Origin of the sequence: Actinopolymorpha alba DSM 45243, from assembly GCF_000373925.1 — a bacterium.
GTDB classification, from domain to species: domain Bacteria; phylum Actinomycetota; class Actinomycetes; order Propionibacteriales; family Actinopolymorphaceae; genus Actinopolymorpha; species Actinopolymorpha alba.
Window position 1 is genome coordinate 54,146 of record NZ_KB892756.1, and the last position, 18,171, is coordinate 72,316.

The following is an 18,171-nucleotide window of genomic DNA, read 5'->3' on the forward strand; positions in this document are numbered from 1 at the left end:
CTCTGACCGTTCTCGGCCAGTGCCGGAGCGTGAGCGCTACTTGATCATGACCTGGGACCAGCTCGATCCGCCGTCGGTGGTGCGGAACAGCTTGCCGTCGAGGTCGAGGATGTAGCCCACGTTGTCGGTGGTGAAACCAGCGAACGCCGGGTCGCCGAGCGCGGGCACCGGCGCGGACGTCGTACCCCCGCGTCCCACGATCAGCGCCTGGCCGGGCACCGCCACGATCGCCCGGCTGGAGCTACGCGCACCCAGCTCGGAGGCGGTCGCCGAGATCGACGGTTGCCCGGCGGGTACGTCTGACCAGGTGACGCCGGCGTCGTTGGAGACGCTGACCGTCGCGGCGGTACCTGTCGCGCAGGTGAGCCACAGCGAGGTGGCGCTCGCCGACAGGCGGCCGGGTTCGAGGTCGGGCTGGCAGGGAGTCACGCGCTGGACGAACGACGTGCCGCCGTCGGTGGACACCTGGGCGTAGGTCTGGTCCGCGCTCCGATCGGTGACGGCGACCAGCTTGTCGGCGACCGCGAGACCTTCAGGGGTGTTGAGCTTCACGCTCAGCTGCTGCCAGGCGTCCTGGTCGACGGGGGTCCACCACAACGTCCAGGCGCTGCTGTCGCGGACGAGCGCGAACGCCGAGCCGCCCGCGGTCTCGAGCCGCTCCACCAGGCCGGGCACCTCGCGCACCCGGGCCCACGAGCCGCCGCCGTCGTGGGTTGACCACAGCGCGCCGCCGAAGGCCCAGCCGTTCTGGCTGTCCCCGGCGAACCGGATGTCGCGCACCGTGTCGGCGCTCAACTCGTTGTCGCCGCGGACGACCTTGGCCCCGAGGTCGGGGAGCGGGGCGAACGTCTTGCCGCCGTCCGTGGTGACCGCGACGGTGGCACGGTCGGTGGGCGAGTCATCCGAGGCTTCGCGTCCGCTGCCCAGAACCCAGAAGGTGCGGGCACTCGCGGCGGTCATCGACACCGGCGAGAAGTTCGCGGGCATCTGAGCCTCGTAGGAGTCCTTGGCGCTCGGTGTCGCCGGCGGTTTGGTTCTGGTCGCCTCGACCCGGGCACGTGAGGGCTCCGGCTCAGGGGTCTGCGTCCGCTTCGGGTCGCTGTCGGACACGTCGGACTTCGGTGCGGGTTCAGCCTTCTCCATCAAGGTCGCCGCGGAGCCGCTCTCAGACCGGCTGGCGACCGTCAGCGGCGTACCCAGCCCGCTGGCGACGTACCCGACACCACCGAGTCCGGCGGCCACCACCGCGGCGGCCGCGATCCCGGCGGCGGCAGCGCGCCGCCGACGCCGGCGGGCCGCGCCGGTGTGGATGCGGTCGAGGGCGTCGTCGGGGTCGACGGGCAGTCGCCACTGGTCGCTCCGCAGCCCCTCGCGGACGCGGTCCTCTAGTGGGTCCATCGGGCGTCCTCCTCGTTGCCAGCGCCCTTACTGCTGATGCCCGCACCGCTATCGCTACTACCGGCGGCACCGCCGGTCGCGTCGGCGCGGGTCTTGGTGTTGTCTGTCTCGCGGCCCGGATCGGTACTGGAGTCCGGATCGGCACCGGACTCCGTGCCGGCGCCCGTGCCCGTGCCTGTGCGGGTGCCCGCGCGCGGCAGGGTGCCTGGCGGAGCCGCGTGCGGCAGGCGCGCCCGCAGCTTCGCGAGCGCTTTGAAGGTCTGGCTCTTCACGGTGCCGACCGAACAGCCGAGCATGTCAGCGACCTGGCGTTCGGACAGATCCTCGGCGAAGCGCAGCACGAGCACCGCGCGTTGCTTGCGGGGGAGCGCGGCCAGCGCCTCCTGGAGTTCCTTGTCGGGAAGCTGGTGGTCGTCGTGGCGGGCCTGGTCTGGCACCTCGTCGACGAGGTGCTCCCGGCGCCGGCGGCGCCAGATGCTGACATTGCGGTTGACCATGGTCCGCCGGACGTAGCCCTCGGGATCGTCCCGGTTGCGCACGCGGGGCCAGGCGTTCAGGGTGCGTTCGAGCGCATCCTGAACGAGGTCGGCGGCGGCCTCGTGGTTGCCGGTCAGCATGTGGGCGAACCTCAACAATTCCGGCATCCGAGCCCGAACGAACGCATCGAAGACCTCCCCGTCATCGCTCCGCACGCGGCTCCTCTCGCCTCGGGCGGTCGTGCCGAGGACGCACGACCGCTCCCCGTAGGTTGCCCGAGCCTGCCAGACGATGCCCGATAGCCGTCCGGTGCCACCGGTGTCCGGCGGGCCGAACTCTTACCTGACAGCTCGGGCTGCCGGAGGTTGGACGTCGTACTGTCGAAGATCCTCCCAGGTCCGGCGCACTTCAGATCGGCGGTGGACACCGCGCGAACGTCCGGTTACGGCTAAGGTGTCGGACCATGCGAGCACTGGTGCTCTCGGGGGGCGCTGGTACGCGCCTGCGGCCGATCACACACACGTCGGCCAAGCAGCTCGTACCGGTAGCCAACAAACCCGTTCTGTTCTACGGCCTGGAGGCGATCGCCGCCGCCGGGATCGTCCAGGTCGGCATCGTCGTCGGTGACACGGCCAACGAGATCAAGGAAGCGGTCGGTGACGGCGCGGAGTTTGGGCTGGAGGTCACCTACATCCCGCAGGACGCCCCGCTCGGCCTGGCCCACGCGGTGCTGATCGCCAGCGACTTCCTGGGCGACGAAGACTTCGTGATGTATCTCGGCGACAACTTCATCGTCGGTGGCATCACGCCCCTGGTCGACGAGTTCCGCGCGAGCCGGCCAGACGCGCAGATCCTCCTCACGCACGTACCCAACCCCACCGCGTTCGGGGTCGCCGAGCTCGACGCCGACGGCCGGGTGGTCGCACTGGAGGAGAAGCCCAAGCAGCCCAAGAGCGACCTCGCCCTCGTCGGTGTCTACATGTTCACGCCGGCGATCCACCAGGCGGTCCGCGAGATCGAGCCGTCGTGGCGGGGCGAGTTGGAGATCACCCACGCCATCCAGTGGCTCATCGACAACGACCGGGACGTCAGGTCGACGGTGATCTCCGGCTACTGGAAGGACACCGGCAACGTCGACGACATGCTCGAGGTCAACCGCTCCGTGCTCGAGACCCTCGAGCCGAACATCCAGGGGTCGGTCGACGAGCGGTCCGAGATCATCGGTCGGGTCGTCGTCGAGAAGGGGGCCGAGATCGTCGGCTCGCGGATCGTGGGCCCGGTGATCGTGGGCGCCAACACCCGCGTCACCGACTCCTACGTCGGTCCGTTCACCTCGGTGCAGGAGGACTGCCGCATCGTGGACTCCGAGATCGAGTTCTCCATCGTGCTCCACCATTCGTCCATCGAGGGCGTACGCCGGATCGAGGCGTCGCTCATCGGCCACCATGTCGAGGTCACGCCGGCGCCGCGGGTGCCCAAGGCACACCGGCTGGTCCTCGGTGATCACAGCAGGATTCAGATCAGTTCATGACAGAGCACTCCCAGGGGAGATCAACGGTGTCCTCGCCCGGCCCGGGTCCACGCGTTCTCGTCACCGGTGGGGCCGGGTTCATCGGCTCCCACTTCGTCCGCACCGCTCTCGGCGTCGAGGCAGACTCGGGTTCGCCCGCCTACCCCGGACTCGCCGACGCCCAGATCACGGTCCTCGACAAGCTGACGTACGCAGGTAACCCCGCCAACCTCGACCGCGTACGCCAGTGGCCCGGGTTCGCGTTCGTCCAGGGCGACATCACCGATCCGGCCCTCGTCGACCAGCTGATGGCCGAGCATGACGCCGTCATCCACTTCGCCGCGGAGTCGCATGTCGACCGGTCGATCCAAGGTGCGGCCGACTTCGTGGTGACCAACGTCGTCGGCACGCAGACGCTGCTCGACGCCGCTCTGCGGCACGGTGTCGGTCCGTTCGTCCACGTCTCCACCGACGAGGTGTACGGCTCGATCTCCGAAGGCTCCTGGCCTGAGACCGACCCGCTGCAGCCCAACTCTCCCTACTCCGCGTCCAAGGCGTCGAGCGACCTCATCGCGCTGGCCTACCACCGCACCCACGGTCTCGACGTCCGCGTGACGCGATGCTCCAACAACTACGGGCCCCATCAGTTCCCCGAGAAGGTCATCCCGCTCTTCATCACCAACCTGCTCGACGGCAAGCAGGTGCCGTTGTACGGCGACGGCCTCAACATCCGCGACTGGCTCCACGTCGACGACCACTGCCAGGGCATCGCGCTCGTCTTCGAGAAGGGCCGCGCCGGCGAGGTCTACAACATCGGGGGCGGCACCGAGATCACCAACAAGGAGCTGACCGACCGCCTCCTCAACGCGTGCGGTGCGACCTGGGACAGTGTCGAGTACGTCGAAGACCGCAAGGGACACGACCGGCGCTACTCCGTCGACTGGACGAAGATCAACAGCGAGCTGGGCTACCAGCCGCGGCACGACTTCGGGACCGGCCTCGCCGACACCGTGGCGTGGTATCGCGACAACCGCGACTGGTGGGAGCCGCTCAAGAAGAAGGCAGCCCTGTCGTGACCTGGCTGGTGACCGGCGCGGGCGGCATGCTCGGCCAGGACGTGCTTGCCCGGCTGGCGGCCGAGGGCGAGGACGCCATCGCGCTCCGGCACGCCGACCTCGACATCACCGACGCGGCCGCGGCCCGGGTGGTCCTCGCCGAGCACGAGCCGGCAGTGGTCGTCAACTGCGCGGCGTACACCGCCGTCGACGACGCCGAGACACACGAGGACGAGGCCTTCCGCATCAACGGCCTCGGCCCGCGTGTGCTCGCCGAGGCCTGCGCCGCCTCGGGTGCTCGGCTCCTGCACGTCTCCACCGACTACGTCTTCGCCGGCGACGGCACGACGCCGTACGCCGAAGACGCCAAGCCGGCGCCGCGTACGGCCTACGGACGGACGAAGCTCGCAGGCGAGGAGGCGGTCCTTGACACGCTTCCCGAGTCTGGCGCCGTCGTGCGCACCGCCTGGCTCTATGGCGCGCACGGGCCCAACTTCGTCCGCACGATGATGCGTCTTGAGTCCGAACGCGAGACCATCGACGTCGTGGCCGACCAGCGGGGCCAGCCGACCTGGACCGCCGACGTCGCCGAACGCCTGCTCGCCCTGGGGAGGGCTCCCGCGGCGAGCGGCGTGTTCCACGCCACCAACTCCGGCGAGGCAACCTGGCACGAGCTCGCGCAGGAGGTATTCCGGTTGTTGGGCGCGGACCCCGATCGGGTACGCCCCACGACCACCGACAAGTTTCCCCGGCCAGCACCCCGGCCGGCGTACAGCGTCCTCGGCCACGACCGCTGGGCCGAATTCGGGATCCAACCGATCCGTGAATGGCGCCAGGCTCTCCGTGCTGCGTTCATCACGCTGGCGTGAGCGTACGGACGTCCCATGTGGCGGGCGACGGACGCCGCGGCACCCATTGCCGCTTCACATCGAGTTGGCTACAGTCAGCGAATTCCCGGGCCGCCCCCACCCGAACGATCGTCAGGTATGACGAGGAGTGTTCCTGAGTGCATCGCCACGAATTCCTTCGCAAGCTGCACGAGGTGTCCAAGCCACGCACCTATTTCGAGGTGGGTATCAACGACGGGCGCAGCCTGACGTTGTCCCGTGTCCCGACGGTCGCCGTTGACCCGGCGTTCAAGGTCGTGAAGGAAGTTCGCTGCGACCTCCACATGATCCGGGAGACCAGCGACGACTTCTTCGCACGCGAGGAGCCGTTCGAGCATCTTCAGGGCGCCAAGGTCGACTTGGCGTTCATCGACGGCATGCATCTGTTCGACTTCGCACTGCGCGACTTCATCAATGCCGAGCCCCACCTCGACTGGACCAGCGTCGTCGTCCTCGACGACATGATGCCCCGCAACATCCCCGAAGCCGCACGAGACCGCCACACCACGGCCTGGACTGGCGACGTCTACAAGGTGATCCCGGTCCTCCAGCGGTACCGCCCCGATCTCCGCCTCGCCGTCGTCGACACACAGCCGACCGGTGTCGTGGTGGTCCTTGGCGTCAACCCGACCAACACGGCTTTGGCGGACAAGTACGACGAAATCCTCGAGACCTACGCTGTCCCCGATCCCCAGCAGGTGCCCGACGTCCTGCTCAACCGCACGATCGCGATGCGCCCGGAAGAACTCCTCGAGGCGCCATTCTGGTCGTCGCTCGTCGCCGCGCGCGAAGACGAGAGCACTGAGTTCGGGCCGGATGAGCTTCGGGCCACCATTGACGAATCCCTCTCGCTCGGCAGTCGCACATCGCTTGCCGGGTGGCAGCCCGAGCCGCAACCCGCACCCGCCGATAATGCGGTGTCTGGTGAGGTGGCCACGCCTGAGGCGGCGCGCGCGGTCACCGCGACCGTGCCAACGCCCCAGTCTGCCGGTGGTATTTCTCAGCGGATCACCCGCGCCGCGGCCGGCAACCCTGGCCTATGGAAGCTGGGTAAAGGGGTGGTCAATCGACTTCCATTAGGTTGGCGTCGTTCGATCCGCAAGCACGTCTATCAGGCTCGCCGCACCCACGTGTGAGGCGCCACTGGCATGTACTACGTATCCAAGTTGATTGCGGCATCCTGATCGTGCGGCTTGGTCGCGGTCTCTCGGCTTCTTTGCCGACAGGCTTCCGCTCAAGTTGATCATGAATGTGGCGAGTTGCCCACTATGTGAGATCGCCCCGGAGCGGCGGCCGGCCAGCCAGCCGGCAGTAGCCGGCCGTCACCCCCGGTCGGAGCTGCGCCGCAGCGTGGCGAGGTAGGCCTGGCAGTCGTCGTACGCCGGAAGCAGGCCGGTCCGCTCGGCCTCCGCCAGCGATGGCGCGGCGGCGTCCTTCTCCGACAGGATCGGCTCCAGGTCGGCCGGCCACTCGATGCCGATCTCCGGGTCGAGCGGGTTGACCCCGTGCTCGCGGCTCGGCGCGAAGCCTTCGGAGCAGAGGTACAGCAGCGTGGCGTCATCGGTGAGGGCCATGACGGCGTGCCCGAGACCTTCGCTGATGTAGACCGCCCGGCGGGTCTCGTCGTCCAGCCTGACCGCCTCCCACTGGCCGAAGGTGGCGGAGCCGACCCGGATGTCGACGATGACGTCGAGCATCGCGCCGCGCGTGCACGTGACGTACTTCGCCTGGCTCGGTGGCACGTCGGCGAAGTGGATGCCGCGGAGCACCCCGCACCGGGACACCGAGCAGTTTGCCTGCCGGAGCGCCAGGTCGTGTCCGGTGGCCTTCCGGAACTCCTCACCGGAGAACCACGGCGAGAACAGCCCGCGGTCGTCGGGGAAGACCGGCGGCTCGACCACCCAGGCTCCGTCGATGCTCAGTGCCTTCACCTGTTCACTCCTCTTCGGTTCGAAGAACGGCGGCCGCGCGCGGCGACGGGCTTACCTGCTTGGCTTCCTGATCCGGCCGGCCACCGCTGTGCGGACCCGCCGGGCGAGCCGGCGGGTGCCACGCAGAGCCGCGGACATGTCCGCGCCGCCGAAGCCGTTGGGTTCGCGGAGTTCGTCTTGGTGCCCATCCGGCGTGCGGCCAGGACGCGAGAGTAGGTCGAGCGCCACCTGACCGGAGCCAGCGGGCGCCGTCACGGTGAGCGGGAGCTTGACGAAGCGACCGTGTCCGGTGTCGACGAGGCGGACCTCGACCGACCAACGCCCGGGGGTCAGGTGGTCGCGGTCAAGTCTTGCGGAGAGTTCCGCACCAGCGGTGCCGCCATGGACCGCCGGCGTAAGGGTGGCGTCCACCTCCACGGTGGTGCTCGACTCCTCGGCCACGAAGCGTACGGCGGCGTCGGACCGTGCCTGGCCCACCAGCGCCTGGAGCGGAACGACGAGCGTCAGGTCCTTGCCCGACATCCGGACCTGTGCCTTCGCCGGCACCACCAGCTCATGCTCGAGCCGGGAGGTCTTCTGGCCGACGTCGACGGAGAGGTTGCCCTTGTCAGTCCAGTACGGCGTGACGACGCCGGCCGAGCCGGCGAGCACGGCCGGCACGCAGTGGTCGGCGGCGGCCGGCGAGCGCAGCGAACCCAGCCGGGTGTCCTTGGTCCAGCCACAGCTGGTGATCCTGGCGATGACGTCCCAGATGCCGCGCGCGAGTGGGGAGCCGCCGCCTGCCGTCGCCGGGTCGAGCTTCGCTTCGGCGTGCAGGAGGAGGCGGAAGTGGTCGCCGCCCTCGGTGACCGGGCGGCGAGTGGAGGTGAAGGTCACCGGCAGGAAGTACTCCGCGGCCGTCTCGCGGGAGCGCAGGATCACGTCGACCTTGCTCTGGTTCAACCGCTCGGTGGAGTCGAGGTCCTCCTCCGGAAGGGAGGCCGAGGTCGCCTCCGGCAGCGGCGGCGCGAACAGATCCCGCCCGTCGCGGTGGACGAACGTCAGGGGAACGCTGCCGGCGCGCAGCTCGCCGGTGAGCGCGAGCCGGAGCGAACCGCCGTGCCAGCCCAGGTCGTCGAGCCGGGCATGGTGGCGGATCGTTTCTTCCCAGGCGGCGAGGCGGGCCAGATCGTCGAGCCGGTCCGCCTGGATGAGGGCGGACACGACCCGCTGCGACGGCGGGAGGCCGGCGGCCACGCCGGGGCCGAACCGCGCACCCGAGATCTGCCGGATCTCCTCGAACAATGCCACCCGGTCAACCGACGGCACCTGGAGCAGCCGCCGCCCGCGAAGCCGCTCGATCATCTCGACGCGGTACCACCGGCGGTAGAGCCGGTCACGCAACGAACCCGGCTCGGTGTTCTTTTCCACGATGTCGAGGGCTTCAGAGAGGTTGGCGAAGTAGCCCTTGGGTTCAAGCCGCTGGAAGCCGGCGTTGGAGTCGTCGTCGCGGCGTACGTGGTAATAGCAGACGTAGTCGCTCAGCACCGAGATCGTCTTGGCGGCGAAGAACGCCGCGGTGACGAAAACGTGGTCCTCCAGGCGCCGGCGCCCTTCGGGAAAGCGGAGCTGGTGCTCGTCGAGGAACGCCTTACGGAACATCTTGTGCGGCGTCAGGCTGTCGATCAGCGGGGCGTTCGCGAGCGTGGCCCGGTCATAGCTTCGGCGGAAGAGTTCGCGGGGAACGCCGCGCCCCTTGCCGGCCATCTTGCCGATGACGACATCGGCGCCGTTCTTGGTGGCGAAGGTGTACATCCGCTCGAGCGCCTCGTCGCCGATCCAGTCGTCGTTGTCGACGAAAAAGACGTATTCGCCGCGGGCGGCCTCGATGCCAACGTTGCGGGGTTTGCCCGACCAGCCGGAGTTTTCCTGGTGGATCACCCGCATGTGGGGGTGATCGGCGGCCAGCGCGTCGAGACGGGCCGGTGTCTCGTCGGTCGAACCGTCGTCAACGAAGATCGCTTCGTACTCTTCGTCGGAGAGGCTCTGCCGAAGGAGTGAGCCGATGCAGTCCTCGATATAGGGTCCCGGGTTGTAGACCGGGACGATTACGCTCACTTTGACTGTCATGCCGTTCGCCACGTGTGGTTGCCTTCCCCCCTTGTTGGCGTGAGCGTAGCGGACACCTTAGTGCGATATCCCAACGTCAAAGGTCGGAACGTCCCGGCGGGCGCGTCGATCGGTGATCATGCGTCGGCCGGCGCTCGGCACCAGCAGGAGCGGGGGAAACGGAAACCTCCGGAACCCGCCGAATTCCGGGCATCCAGGGCTTCGTGAACATCCGCTGAGAGCCCGGCGCATGGCGGGCGACGGGTAGGCCAACACACGAGCCAACTACCATCCTCGGAACCAAACGAGACCAGATGATGGCGGTACGCACAGTGAGACCGAGCGGACCGTCCGCTGGCACGAAGAGGGGAAGTGACGCGACCGTGCCCGACACGAGGCCCGATCCGACGCCCGAGCCGACGCCCGGTACGCCGCCGGAGCAGGGGACGGAGTTGAGCGAGCCGCGGAGGGCCGGGACACCGCTGCGCACCGTCGCTGTAGTGCTCGCCGGTGGCACCGGCGTCAGGGTGGGCCTGAGCCTTCCCAAACAGCTGCTCAAAGTCGCCGGCAAACCTCTTCTCGAGCACACTCTCGAGGTGTTCGAGGGATCGCCAGACATCGACGAGATCATCGTCTTGATGGTGCCCGGCTGGACCGGCGAGGTGGAGAAGATCGTCAAGAACGCCGGGTTCCGCAAGGTCACGCGGGTCCTGGAAGGCGGTGCCTCCCGTAATGACACCACCCGGGTGGCGCTCGACGCGGTGGGTCCGGGTGAGGCGAAGGTGCTCTTCCACGACGCCGTACGCCCGCTGCTCGACCACCGCATCATCGCCGACTGCGTGACCGCACTCGACACCTTCGCCGCGGTCGACGTGGCCATCCCGTCAGCCGACACGATCATCGTTGTCGACGACGGGATCATCACCGACATTCCCCGCCGCGACCGCCTCCGCCGTGGGCAGACGCCGCAGGCCTTCCGGCTCTCCACGATCCGCCGGGCCTACGAGTTGGCCGCCAAGGACCCGCACTTCGCGGCGACTGACGACTGCGCCGTGGTGTTGCGCTATCTTCCCGACGTCCCGATCACGGTCGTCGAGGGGTCCGAACGCAACATGAAGGTGACGTACCCCGTCGACGTGTTCCTCGCCGACCAGCTGTTCCGGCTGGGTTCGCACACGCCGCCGGGCCCGCTGTCGACCGACGAGGCGAGCGAGCTGCTCGCCGGCAGGACGCTGGTGGTGTTCGGTGGCAGCTACGGTATCGGCGCGGAGATCGGGGACGTGGCCCGCGAGTTGGGCGCGACGGTCTTCAGCTTCAGCCGGTCCGCGACCGGCACCCACGTCGAGGACCCCGAGCATGTACGCGCGGCGTTGGAGCAGGCCTACCAGGAGTCCGGCCGGATCGACTTCGTGGCCGTGACCGCCGGCGTGCTGCACACCGCGGCTCTGGCGGACTGTCCCGACGAGCTCATCACCGAGAGCCTGCAGGTCAACCTGCTCGGGCCGGTGTACATCGCCCGCGCCGCGCACCGCTACCTCGCCGAGACCGGCGGCCACCTGCTGCTGTTCACCTCGAGCTCCTACACCCGTGGCCGGGCCGGCTACAGCCTCTACTCCTCGACGAAGGCGGCGGTCGTCAACCTCACGCAGGCGCTCGCCGATGAGTGGGCGGGCGACGGCATCCGCGTCAACTGCATCAACCCCGAGCGCACCCAGACACCGATGCGGACCCGCGCCTTCGGCGAGGAGCCGCCCGGCACGCTGCTTCCGGCCCGTGACGTCGGGCTCGCGTCGCTCGACGTCCTGCTGTCGGAGCAGACCGGTCACGTGGTCGACGTACGTCTGGCGCCGGCCGCGGGTCCGGTCACCACGCCGCCGGGCGAGCAGGACCCCGCGCAGGAGATCTCGGCGGCTCTGGACCAGGTGGAGGAAGCCGCCGCCGAAGGCGATGAGGTCGGCGTCGACGCGGACGAGTTGCGCGGGTAAAGCGACCTAGGCGTGCGTACGATCCAGCTCACCGAACGGGTACCCGCCCCCGACCTGGGGCGGGTGCCGCTCGCACTCGCGGGGGCGCTCGGCCTCGGCTACCTCGCGCTGCTGGTGGCGGCGCTCGTGCCGTGGGCCGGGCTCTTCCTGGCGGCCGCGGTCGTGGTGACCGGCCTGGAGATCGTCGTCCCGTCGCGGGCAGCGTTCGCCGGCTGGACGTTCGGCCGAGCCGGCGCGAGTGCCTCCTGGCGCGGGCTGCTCGGGGCGGTCGCGGTCCTCATCCTGCTGGTGCGGGAGGACTCTCCGGCGGGTTGGTTCCTGGTCGCGGTGGGCGGCCTGCTCGCCACCGCGCTCCTGCGTGCCCTCGGGACCGCGCTGGGCGAGGTGGTTCGCCGGCAACGCAAGATGCCGGTCGTCACCCGAGGGCTATCGCTCGCACCCGTCCGCATCCCACCGGCGCCGCATCCGCTCCTCGGGCAACACGCGGAAGCCACGCTCGGCTGGCCCGGCGTACTCCTGTCTGGCGGGTCGGCGGTCACGGTACTTGCCGGGTCGGTCCTCCCGCTGGTCGTGGGCGCCGCGCTGGCGACCCTGGTGGTGGCGGCCGGAGCCGGTGCGCTGGCGTACTCCGCGCTCGGCATGCGCCGGGTGACCCGACCGCGGCTCCAGGCCGCCGTCAACCGCGCGCTCGAGAAGGCCGCGCCGGAGGTGGCGCTCTACTTCGGTGGCACCCCCGAGACGCTCTACCAGCTGGAGATGTGGGTCGAGACCCTCGAACGCCTCGACGTGCCGTCGCTCCTCATCCTGCGCGACCGGGAGAGCCTGCGGCAGCTGGGCCCGACCCGGCTGCCGGTCCTGTGCGTCGAGCACGGCAACGTGCTGATGGCCCAGGCGTTGCCGCACCTGCGGGTGGCGATGTACGTCTCGCACGCGGTGAGCAACCTCCACCTGCTCAGGCGGCGCGGCGTACGCCACGTCTTCATCGGGCACGGCGACAGCGACAAGGGCGTGACCACCAACCCGTTCCTCAAGGCGTACGACGAGGTGTGGGTGTCAGGGCCAGCGGCGCGGGAGCGGTTCAGGGTCGCCGCGACCGGCGTCGACGACTCCGGCGTCGTGGAGATCGGGCGTCCCCAACTCGACGTCGTGGCGGCGCTGGAGCGGCCGCAGCCCGAGTCGGAGGAGGAGTCCAAGCGGCTGACCGTTCTGTACGCCCCGACCTGGGAGGGCTACGGCGACGAGCCGCACCAGACCTCGGTCGGGCCGTGCGGGGTCACCCTCGTCCGGCAGTTGCTGGAGGAGTCCGACGTCCGCGTGCTCTACCGGCCCCACCCGCTGGCGGGCACCCGGGACCCGGCGGTGGCGCGGGCTCATCAGGAGATCCTCGAGTTGCTGGGCGTCTCGCAGGCACCCGTCCCGGTCGGGCCGCAGGAGGCCTACACCTGGGCGCGTGACGACCTCGAGGTGGCCGTCGCCCCGGTGCACACCTCGCGCGCCGAGCAGGTGGCCGCACTCGAGGTGTGGGCCGCCAAGCAGCTGACACCCGACCCCGACCGGGACGGGCACCTGCTCGTACCCTCCCCGCAGTTCAGTCTGTACGCCTGCTTCGCCGCGGCCGACCTGCTCCTGTGCGACGTGTCGAGCGTGATCAGCGACTTCCTCGCCAGCGGGCGACCGTACGCCGTCACCAACCCGGCCAGCCTGCCGGCCACGGAGTTCGCCGTTAGGTACCCTTCGAGCCGCGGCGGCTACCTCGTCGAACCCGACGGTCACGGACTCACGGGCCTCCTCGCCGCCGGGAGGGCAGAGGCCGACCCCGCGGAGTCCGAGCGGGTGCTCCTTCGTGAGCAGCTTCTCGGTCCCGCCGATCCGCCGGCCCTCGAACGCATGCGGAAGGCGGTGGCGCAGTCGGTGAGTTTCGTGACCTAACGCGCCCATCGATCTCGGGCCGGCCGCAGACTTGACACAGCCGGCGGCGTTCCGGATCCGTTCGACCGTACGTACGACATGTGTGGTTCCGGCCCCGGGCTTCGCCCGCCTGGGCCCACCCACACCTCACGACCTCTGGGAGACGTTCCATCTTGCTTCACCTGCTCGCCCGTCGACGGTCGCTGATCGCTGTGTTGGCGGGGCTCCTCGCGAGTTACGCCGCGCTCGTCGTGACCGCGATCCTCGCCCGCCCGCTCGCGTTCGCGGCGGCGTTGCTGGTCGCGTCAGCCATCGACATCGTGGTCGAACGCAGGTTCCGTCCGGTCGTGGCGCTGCTGCGCCGGGCGCAGTTCGGCATCTCCCACCGTGCGTTCGTGCAGGTCTTTCTGTTCCTGCTGCTGGTCGCGATCACCGACGCCAACCGCGCGATGAGCCGCTTCGAGCTGCTCCTGATCACGCTGGTCGCGCTCACTGTGCCGGTCTGCCGGATCGGGTACCTCGGCCTGCTCACCCTGGTCCGGCGGCGGATGCTGCCGCCGGTGGAGGTGCGCAACCTCGACCTGCCGGCGGAGTTCCACACTGCCCGGCTGCCGAAGGTGCTGACCGATGATCCGACGCCGCGACTCATGGCGCTGGGTCTGCTGCCGGTGCTCGCCGGTGCGCTGAGCGTGTGGTACGGCCCGTTCTGGCTGTTCGGCGTGAGCGTTGCGGCGTACACCCTGATAGTGGTCGGCGCGGGCGTGTTCCTGTTACTCCAGCTGGTGCGGTTGGGCCGGCGGCCTGACCGGCAACGCTGGCTTGACGGTGTGAGCGCCGCGTTGCGCGCACATCATCCCGAGGTCGTTCTGTACTTCAGCGGCTCGGCCAACTCCGTCTACCAGGCCGAGATGTGGCTTCGGACGCTGGAGAAGATGCCGCACACCTGCGTAGTAGTGGTCCGGGGACGGCACGCGATCCGGGGCCTCGGACGCACCGAGCTCCCGATCGTCTGCATCCCGAGTGCCGTCGACCTGATGAACTTCGCGCTGCCCGACGCGCGGATCGCGTTGTACGTCGCCAACGTCGGCAACAACATCCACCTCCTGCGCGAGCCCCGGGTCAAGCACGTCTTCATCGGGCACGGGGACAGCGACAAGGTGGCGAGCTTCAACCCGTTCAGCAAGGTCTACGACCAGATCTGGGTGGCGGGACCCGCGGGGCGCGAGCGGTACTCCCGGGCCCAGGTAGGCGTCCGCGACGAGGACATCGTGGAGGTGGGCCGGCCGCAGCTCGACATGGTCGAACGCCGGACCGAACCACTCCCCACCCCAACGCCCCAGCGCCCCCTGAGCGTCCTCTACCTGCCCACCTGGGAGGGCTGGACCGACGACGACTTCCAGACGTCGTTGACGGTGATGGGTCCCGCGCTGGTCGACCGGCTGCTCCGGTCACCGATCCCGGTGCGGCTCATCTACAAGCCGCACCCGCTGACCGGTACCCGCGACCCACGGGCGGCCGCTGCCGACCGGGAGATCCGGCAGATGATAGCGGCGGCCCAGGAGGAACTCGAGCCGATCCACCCCGAAACGGAAGGCCAGCTCGATCGGATCGCCCGCCGGCTGGCGCGGCGCGACCTGTCTGTTGCCGAGGCCGAGCGTCTCCAGGCCGAATGGCACTCCGTCTACTGGAACGCCTACGCGGGTCGGCATGTCACCGTTCGCGGGCGGCTCCCGATGATCTTCGACTGCTACAACGTCGCCGACCTGATGATCGCGGACGTGTCGAGTGTCGTCTCCGACTTCCTCGCCAGCGGCCGCCCCTGTGTTGTCGCCAATCCGAAAGGGCTGGACGAGGGGGAGTTCCGGACGACCTTCCCGAGCACCCGGTCGGCGTACCTCCTCAACCCCGACACCGACGTCGACGTCCTGCTGGCGACGATCACCGGAGCCGACCCGCTGGCGTCCGCCCGGCTCGAGGCGCGGGCGTACCTTCTCGGGCCCGACACGCCTCCGGCGCAGGAGCGTTGGAACGCCGCGACGGACGCGCTCCTCGCGGCGGCTGACCTCGAATGGGATGGCGAGCACGGCGCGGGTCCGGCCCTGGAGATGCCGGCCGTCCTCGCCGAGGCCGTTGACGGCGGCCAGACCGGTGCTCCCGCGTAGGGCGTAATGGCCCGAGCGGTAGGCCCTCGTAGGGCGTGTCCGGTAGATCAGGCTTTCCCGTGGGGCCTACCCCCCGTAATGACCACGTATACGTGGTCATTACGGGCTTCACATGGCGTGGATGCCATGCAAAGCAGGTACCAGCCCTGTGAGGTACCCGGCAGGGTGTACACAATGTGAGACAACCCTCTGGCTTGATCAGAGTGTGGGACGAGGCTCGAGCGGGTCCCGGCTCACACCACCGATCAGCCACCTCGCAAAGCGCGAGGCCGCGAACCTGTGACAGTTCGGGAGGGTTATTCAAAACCCTCGCCTTGGGCGACTGTTCTTCTGGATCCGGTCGAGTGAATTTGATCAACGGCGGCCGAACCAGACGCCCGCAGCGGCGAAACGCCCAAGCCGGCACCATTGATCAACTTCGCGGATGCGGGGGCAACGGCGAGGAGGAGTTCTCGTCGCCAGGTGCTCAATCGAGCAAGGCAGTGGAGCATTTCCCCATGCGAAGTACCGACAAGGCTCCACTGCTCAACGCCCGCGCCCCGCGGCGGCCGGTTGTCTCACGAACCGGATCCCTAAACGCAGTCGTTGCTAACGGATCGATAACGGCGGCCCCACCGCGACAACCTGCCGACCCGCCGCGCACGTTTCACTGAGCAACTGGAGGGGATGCTCCTCCGCACGCGAACGACAGTATGCGTGCGCTACGTCGCGGGGGGATTTCATGATCAAGGTCAGTGTCGTCGTGCCCGTTTACAACCCTGGCCATTACATCGCTCCATGCATCGAGTCGCTTCTGCGCCAGAGTCTCCCGCCCGAGGAATACGAGGTCATCTTCGTCGACGACGGGTCGACGGACGATACGCCGGAACTCCTTGACAAGCTTGCCGCCGAACACCCCCATGTCCGCGTGCATCACCAGGAGAATTCTGGCTGGCCGGGCAAGCCAAGGAATGTCGGCGTCGAGATGGCGCATGGCGAGTACGTGCAGTTCGTCGACCAGGACGACGAACTCGGCGCCGAAGCACTGGAACGGTTGTACGCGCTCGCGTCCCGTAACGGGTCTGACGTCGTACTCGGCAAGGTGGGCGGCACGATGGCCGGGCCCAGCAATGTCTTCCGGCAGACGGTCGAGCGGTGCACGGTCGAGAATGCTGCGCTCATTGAGAGTGTGAGTCCGCACAAGATGTTCAGGCGGGCGTTCCTCCTCGACAACTCCATCAGATTCCCCGAGGGCAAGCGCCGCCTCGAAGACCAGTTGTTCATGGTGGAGGCGTATCTCAAAGCCAGGATCGTCTCCATTCTCGGCGATTATGTCTGCTATTACTGGCAGCGGCGCGACGATGGCGGCAACAACAGCGGAAGCCGCACCGCGCTGCGCAGCTATTACGACAATCTCCGCGAGGTTCTCGACGCGGTGGAGGTCGATACCCAGCCCGGTGAGCTGCGCAACAAGCTCCTGCGGAGGTTCTTCCGGGTGGAGATGATGATGCGGCTTCGGGAGCCTCGCCTCCTGCGCTATTCCGAGGGCTATCGCAACGAGGGCTACAAGGTCGTGAAGGAACTCGCGGCCGAGCGGTTCTCCTCGGGTGAGGTCGTCGCCGGACTCTCACCGATCATGCGCCTGCGGGCGACACTGCTCGAACGCGACCGGCTCGACGGTCTGATGGAGTTGGCGCGCCGGTGCGAGAACGTCCGGGGCTTCGCCACCGTGGACGACCTGCGGTGGTACGACGGCGCGCTGTGTGCAGATGTCCGCACCGGCCTGCTGCACGCCGACGGCTCCCCGGTCGTGGTCACCGAGCGGGACGGCCGGTTCTTTCTCGACCAGACCCTGGTGGCCGGGCTTCCGACCGTGGATGGCTGGGATGTCGGCGATCCGCGCGAGCATGCCGAGGCGGAGGTCCGCGTCCACCACCGCGACAGCAACACCTGGTGGTTCGCACCGGTGACGCTCCGGCCGATCCTGGTTCCGGTGGGCGGCGGTCCGCAGCCGACGTACCACGTGGTCCTCTCCGGCACCGTGCCGCTCGACCCGCGCACCCTGGCCGGCGGTGGCGCCCTCGAGCCCGGCCGCTACGAAGCATGGATGTCGGTCCAGACTCTTGGCCTCGGTCGATCGGTGCGCCTCGCCATCGAGGGCGGCGCCCGTTGGGATGGAGCGCTCGTCCCGGCGGTCGTGGGCGATCCCGCGCGGATCGTCGTTCCGCACCGCACGATGCCGCTCGGCCAACTGGCCCTCGAGGTCGACGAACGCCACCAGACCCTGGCCGGCGAACTCGCCACCCGCGGGATCGGCCAGCTCCAGGCGCGCGGATCGCAACTCCACCTTGCGGTTCCGATCCAGGCGGCTCCCGGGACCGCCGCCCGCGAGGTCGAGGTGGTGGTCGGCAAGTCGGGCTCGGCGCGCACGCTGCCCGCGCGGATCCAACCCGCTCAGGACGCGGTCCTGGCGTTCAACGACGTCACGACCCTGCCACCCGGACGGCACCCGCTGTCGCTGCGTACCGACACGTCCGGCCGGCAACGGGCGATCCCGATCGGGACCGCCATCGTGCGCGGCGGGCGGATCGTCGGGGTGCGCAGCATCACCTATCGCGCGATCCCGCGCCGGGTTATCGCGCGGGTCGCCACCGACCCGTGGCTGCACAAGCAGGCGTTCCGGGCGATCGCCGCGCTGCCGACGGGGCCGGCCGAACGCGCACGCACGTTCGTACGCCGGCTCGCCCGCTGGTCGACCCGCTGAGCTTCGCGTCGCGGCCGGTACCCTTGC

At 69.1% G+C, this 18,171-nt stretch carries 12 protein-coding genes; 8 read left to right on the plus strand and 4 right to left on the minus strand.

What is annotated here, in order from left to right; translation table 11 throughout:
- Positions 1–36: 36 nt before the first annotated feature.
- Both B141_RS0117490 and B141_RS0117495 read right to left on the minus strand, forming a co-directional pair.
- Complete coding sequence (locus B141_RS0117490; protein WP_020576474.1) at positions 37–1,398, minus strand: beta propeller repeat protein; 1,362 nt, start codon at positions 1,396–1,398, stop codon at positions 37–39.
- Positions 1,386–2,090 (minus strand): SigE family RNA polymerase sigma factor, encoded by a 705-nt coding sequence (locus tag B141_RS0117495; protein WP_020576475.1) that lies wholly within the window; start codon positions 2,088–2,090, stop codon positions 1,386–1,388. The genes B141_RS0117490 and B141_RS0117495 overlap by 13 nt, the downstream gene beginning before the upstream one ends.
- A gap of 248 nt (positions 2,091–2,338) precedes the next feature.
- Between B141_RS0117495 and B141_RS0117500 the strand changes: the two genes are divergently transcribed.
- The 4 genes from B141_RS0117500 to B141_RS41240 all read left to right on the plus strand — a co-directional run bounded on the left by B141_RS0117500 (position 2,339) and on the right by B141_RS41240 (position 6,463).
- Positions 2,339–3,406, plus strand: coding sequence for a glucose-1-phosphate thymidylyltransferase (locus B141_RS0117500; RefSeq protein WP_020576476.1), 1,068 nt, complete (start codon positions 2,339–2,341; stop codon positions 3,404–3,406).
- A complete protein-coding gene (rfbB, locus tag B141_RS0117505) occupies positions 3,403–4,461 on the plus strand; it encodes a dTDP-glucose 4,6-dehydratase (protein WP_051114107.1) in 1,059 nt (352 codons plus the stop codon). Before B141_RS0117500 ends, rfbB begins: the two co-directional genes overlap by 4 nt.
- Positions 4,458–5,309: a dTDP-4-dehydrorhamnose reductase gene (gene rfbD / locus B141_RS0117510; protein WP_020576478.1), complete on the plus strand. Its 852-nt coding sequence runs from the start codon at positions 4,458–4,460 to the stop codon at positions 5,307–5,309. The genes rfbB and rfbD overlap by 4 nt, the downstream gene beginning before the upstream one ends.
- A gap of 137 nt (positions 5,310–5,446) precedes the next feature.
- Positions 5,447–6,463 (plus strand): class I SAM-dependent methyltransferase, encoded by a 1,017-nt coding sequence (locus B141_RS41240; protein ID WP_020576479.1) that lies wholly within the window; start codon positions 5,447–5,449, stop codon positions 6,461–6,463.
- A gap of 186 nt (positions 6,464–6,649) precedes the next feature.
- Here the strand turns inward: B141_RS41240 and rfbC are convergent, their stop codons facing one another.
- Positions 6,650–7,258: a dTDP-4-dehydrorhamnose 3,5-epimerase gene (rfbC, locus tag B141_RS0117520; RefSeq protein ID WP_020576480.1), complete on the minus strand. Its 609-nt coding sequence runs from the start codon at positions 7,256–7,258 to the stop codon at positions 6,650–6,652.
- Between the two features lie 51 nt (positions 7,259–7,309).
- Positions 7,310–9,355: a glycosyltransferase family 2 protein gene (locus B141_RS0117525; protein WP_202805816.1), complete on the minus strand. Its 2,046-nt coding sequence runs from the start codon at positions 9,353–9,355 to the stop codon at positions 7,310–7,312.
- Between the two features lie 374 nt (positions 9,356–9,729).
- Between B141_RS0117525 and B141_RS41245 the strand changes: the two genes are divergently transcribed.
- From B141_RS41245 to B141_RS41260, 4 genes are all read left to right on the plus strand, one after another.
- A complete protein-coding gene (locus tag B141_RS41245) occupies positions 9,730–11,331 on the plus strand; it encodes a bifunctional cytidylyltransferase/SDR family oxidoreductase (RefSeq protein ID WP_237742725.1) in 1,602 nt (533 codons plus the stop codon).
- Positions 11,332–11,343: 12 nt separating this feature from the next.
- Positions 11,344–13,260: a hypothetical protein gene (locus B141_RS41250; protein ID WP_020576483.1), complete on the plus strand. Its 1,917-nt coding sequence runs from the start codon at positions 11,344–11,346 to the stop codon at positions 13,258–13,260.
- 152 nt (positions 13,261–13,412) lie between these two features.
- Positions 13,413–15,401, plus strand: coding sequence for a hypothetical protein (locus tag B141_RS41255; RefSeq protein WP_020576484.1), 1,989 nt, complete (start codon positions 13,413–13,415; stop codon positions 15,399–15,401).
- A gap of 721 nt (positions 15,402–16,122) precedes the next feature.
- Positions 16,123–18,144, plus strand: a complete 2,022-nt coding sequence (locus B141_RS41260) for a glycosyltransferase family 2 protein (protein WP_020576485.1) — start codon at positions 16,123–16,125, stop codon at positions 18,142–18,144.
- The last annotated feature ends 27 nt before the right edge of the window (positions 18,145–18,171 follow it).

What these genes read in the sequence shown, in the direction of transcription:
- B141_RS0117490 (WP_020576474.1), bottom strand. Translation starts at nt 1,398, where the DNA reads ATGGACCCACTAGAGGACCGCGTCCGCGAGGGGCTGCGGAGCGACCAG.
- B141_RS0117500 (WP_020576476.1), top strand. Translation starts at nt 2,339, where the DNA reads ATGCGAGCACTGGTGCTCTCGGGGGGCGCTGGTACGCGCCTGCGGCCG.
- rfbB (WP_051114107.1), top strand. Translation starts at nt 3,403, where the DNA reads ATGACAGAGCACTCCCAGGGGAGATCAACGGTGTCCTCGCCCGGCCCG.
- B141_RS41260 (WP_020576485.1), top strand. Translation starts at nt 16,123, where the DNA reads ATGATCAAGGTCAGTGTCGTCGTGCCCGTTTACAACCCTGGCCATTAC.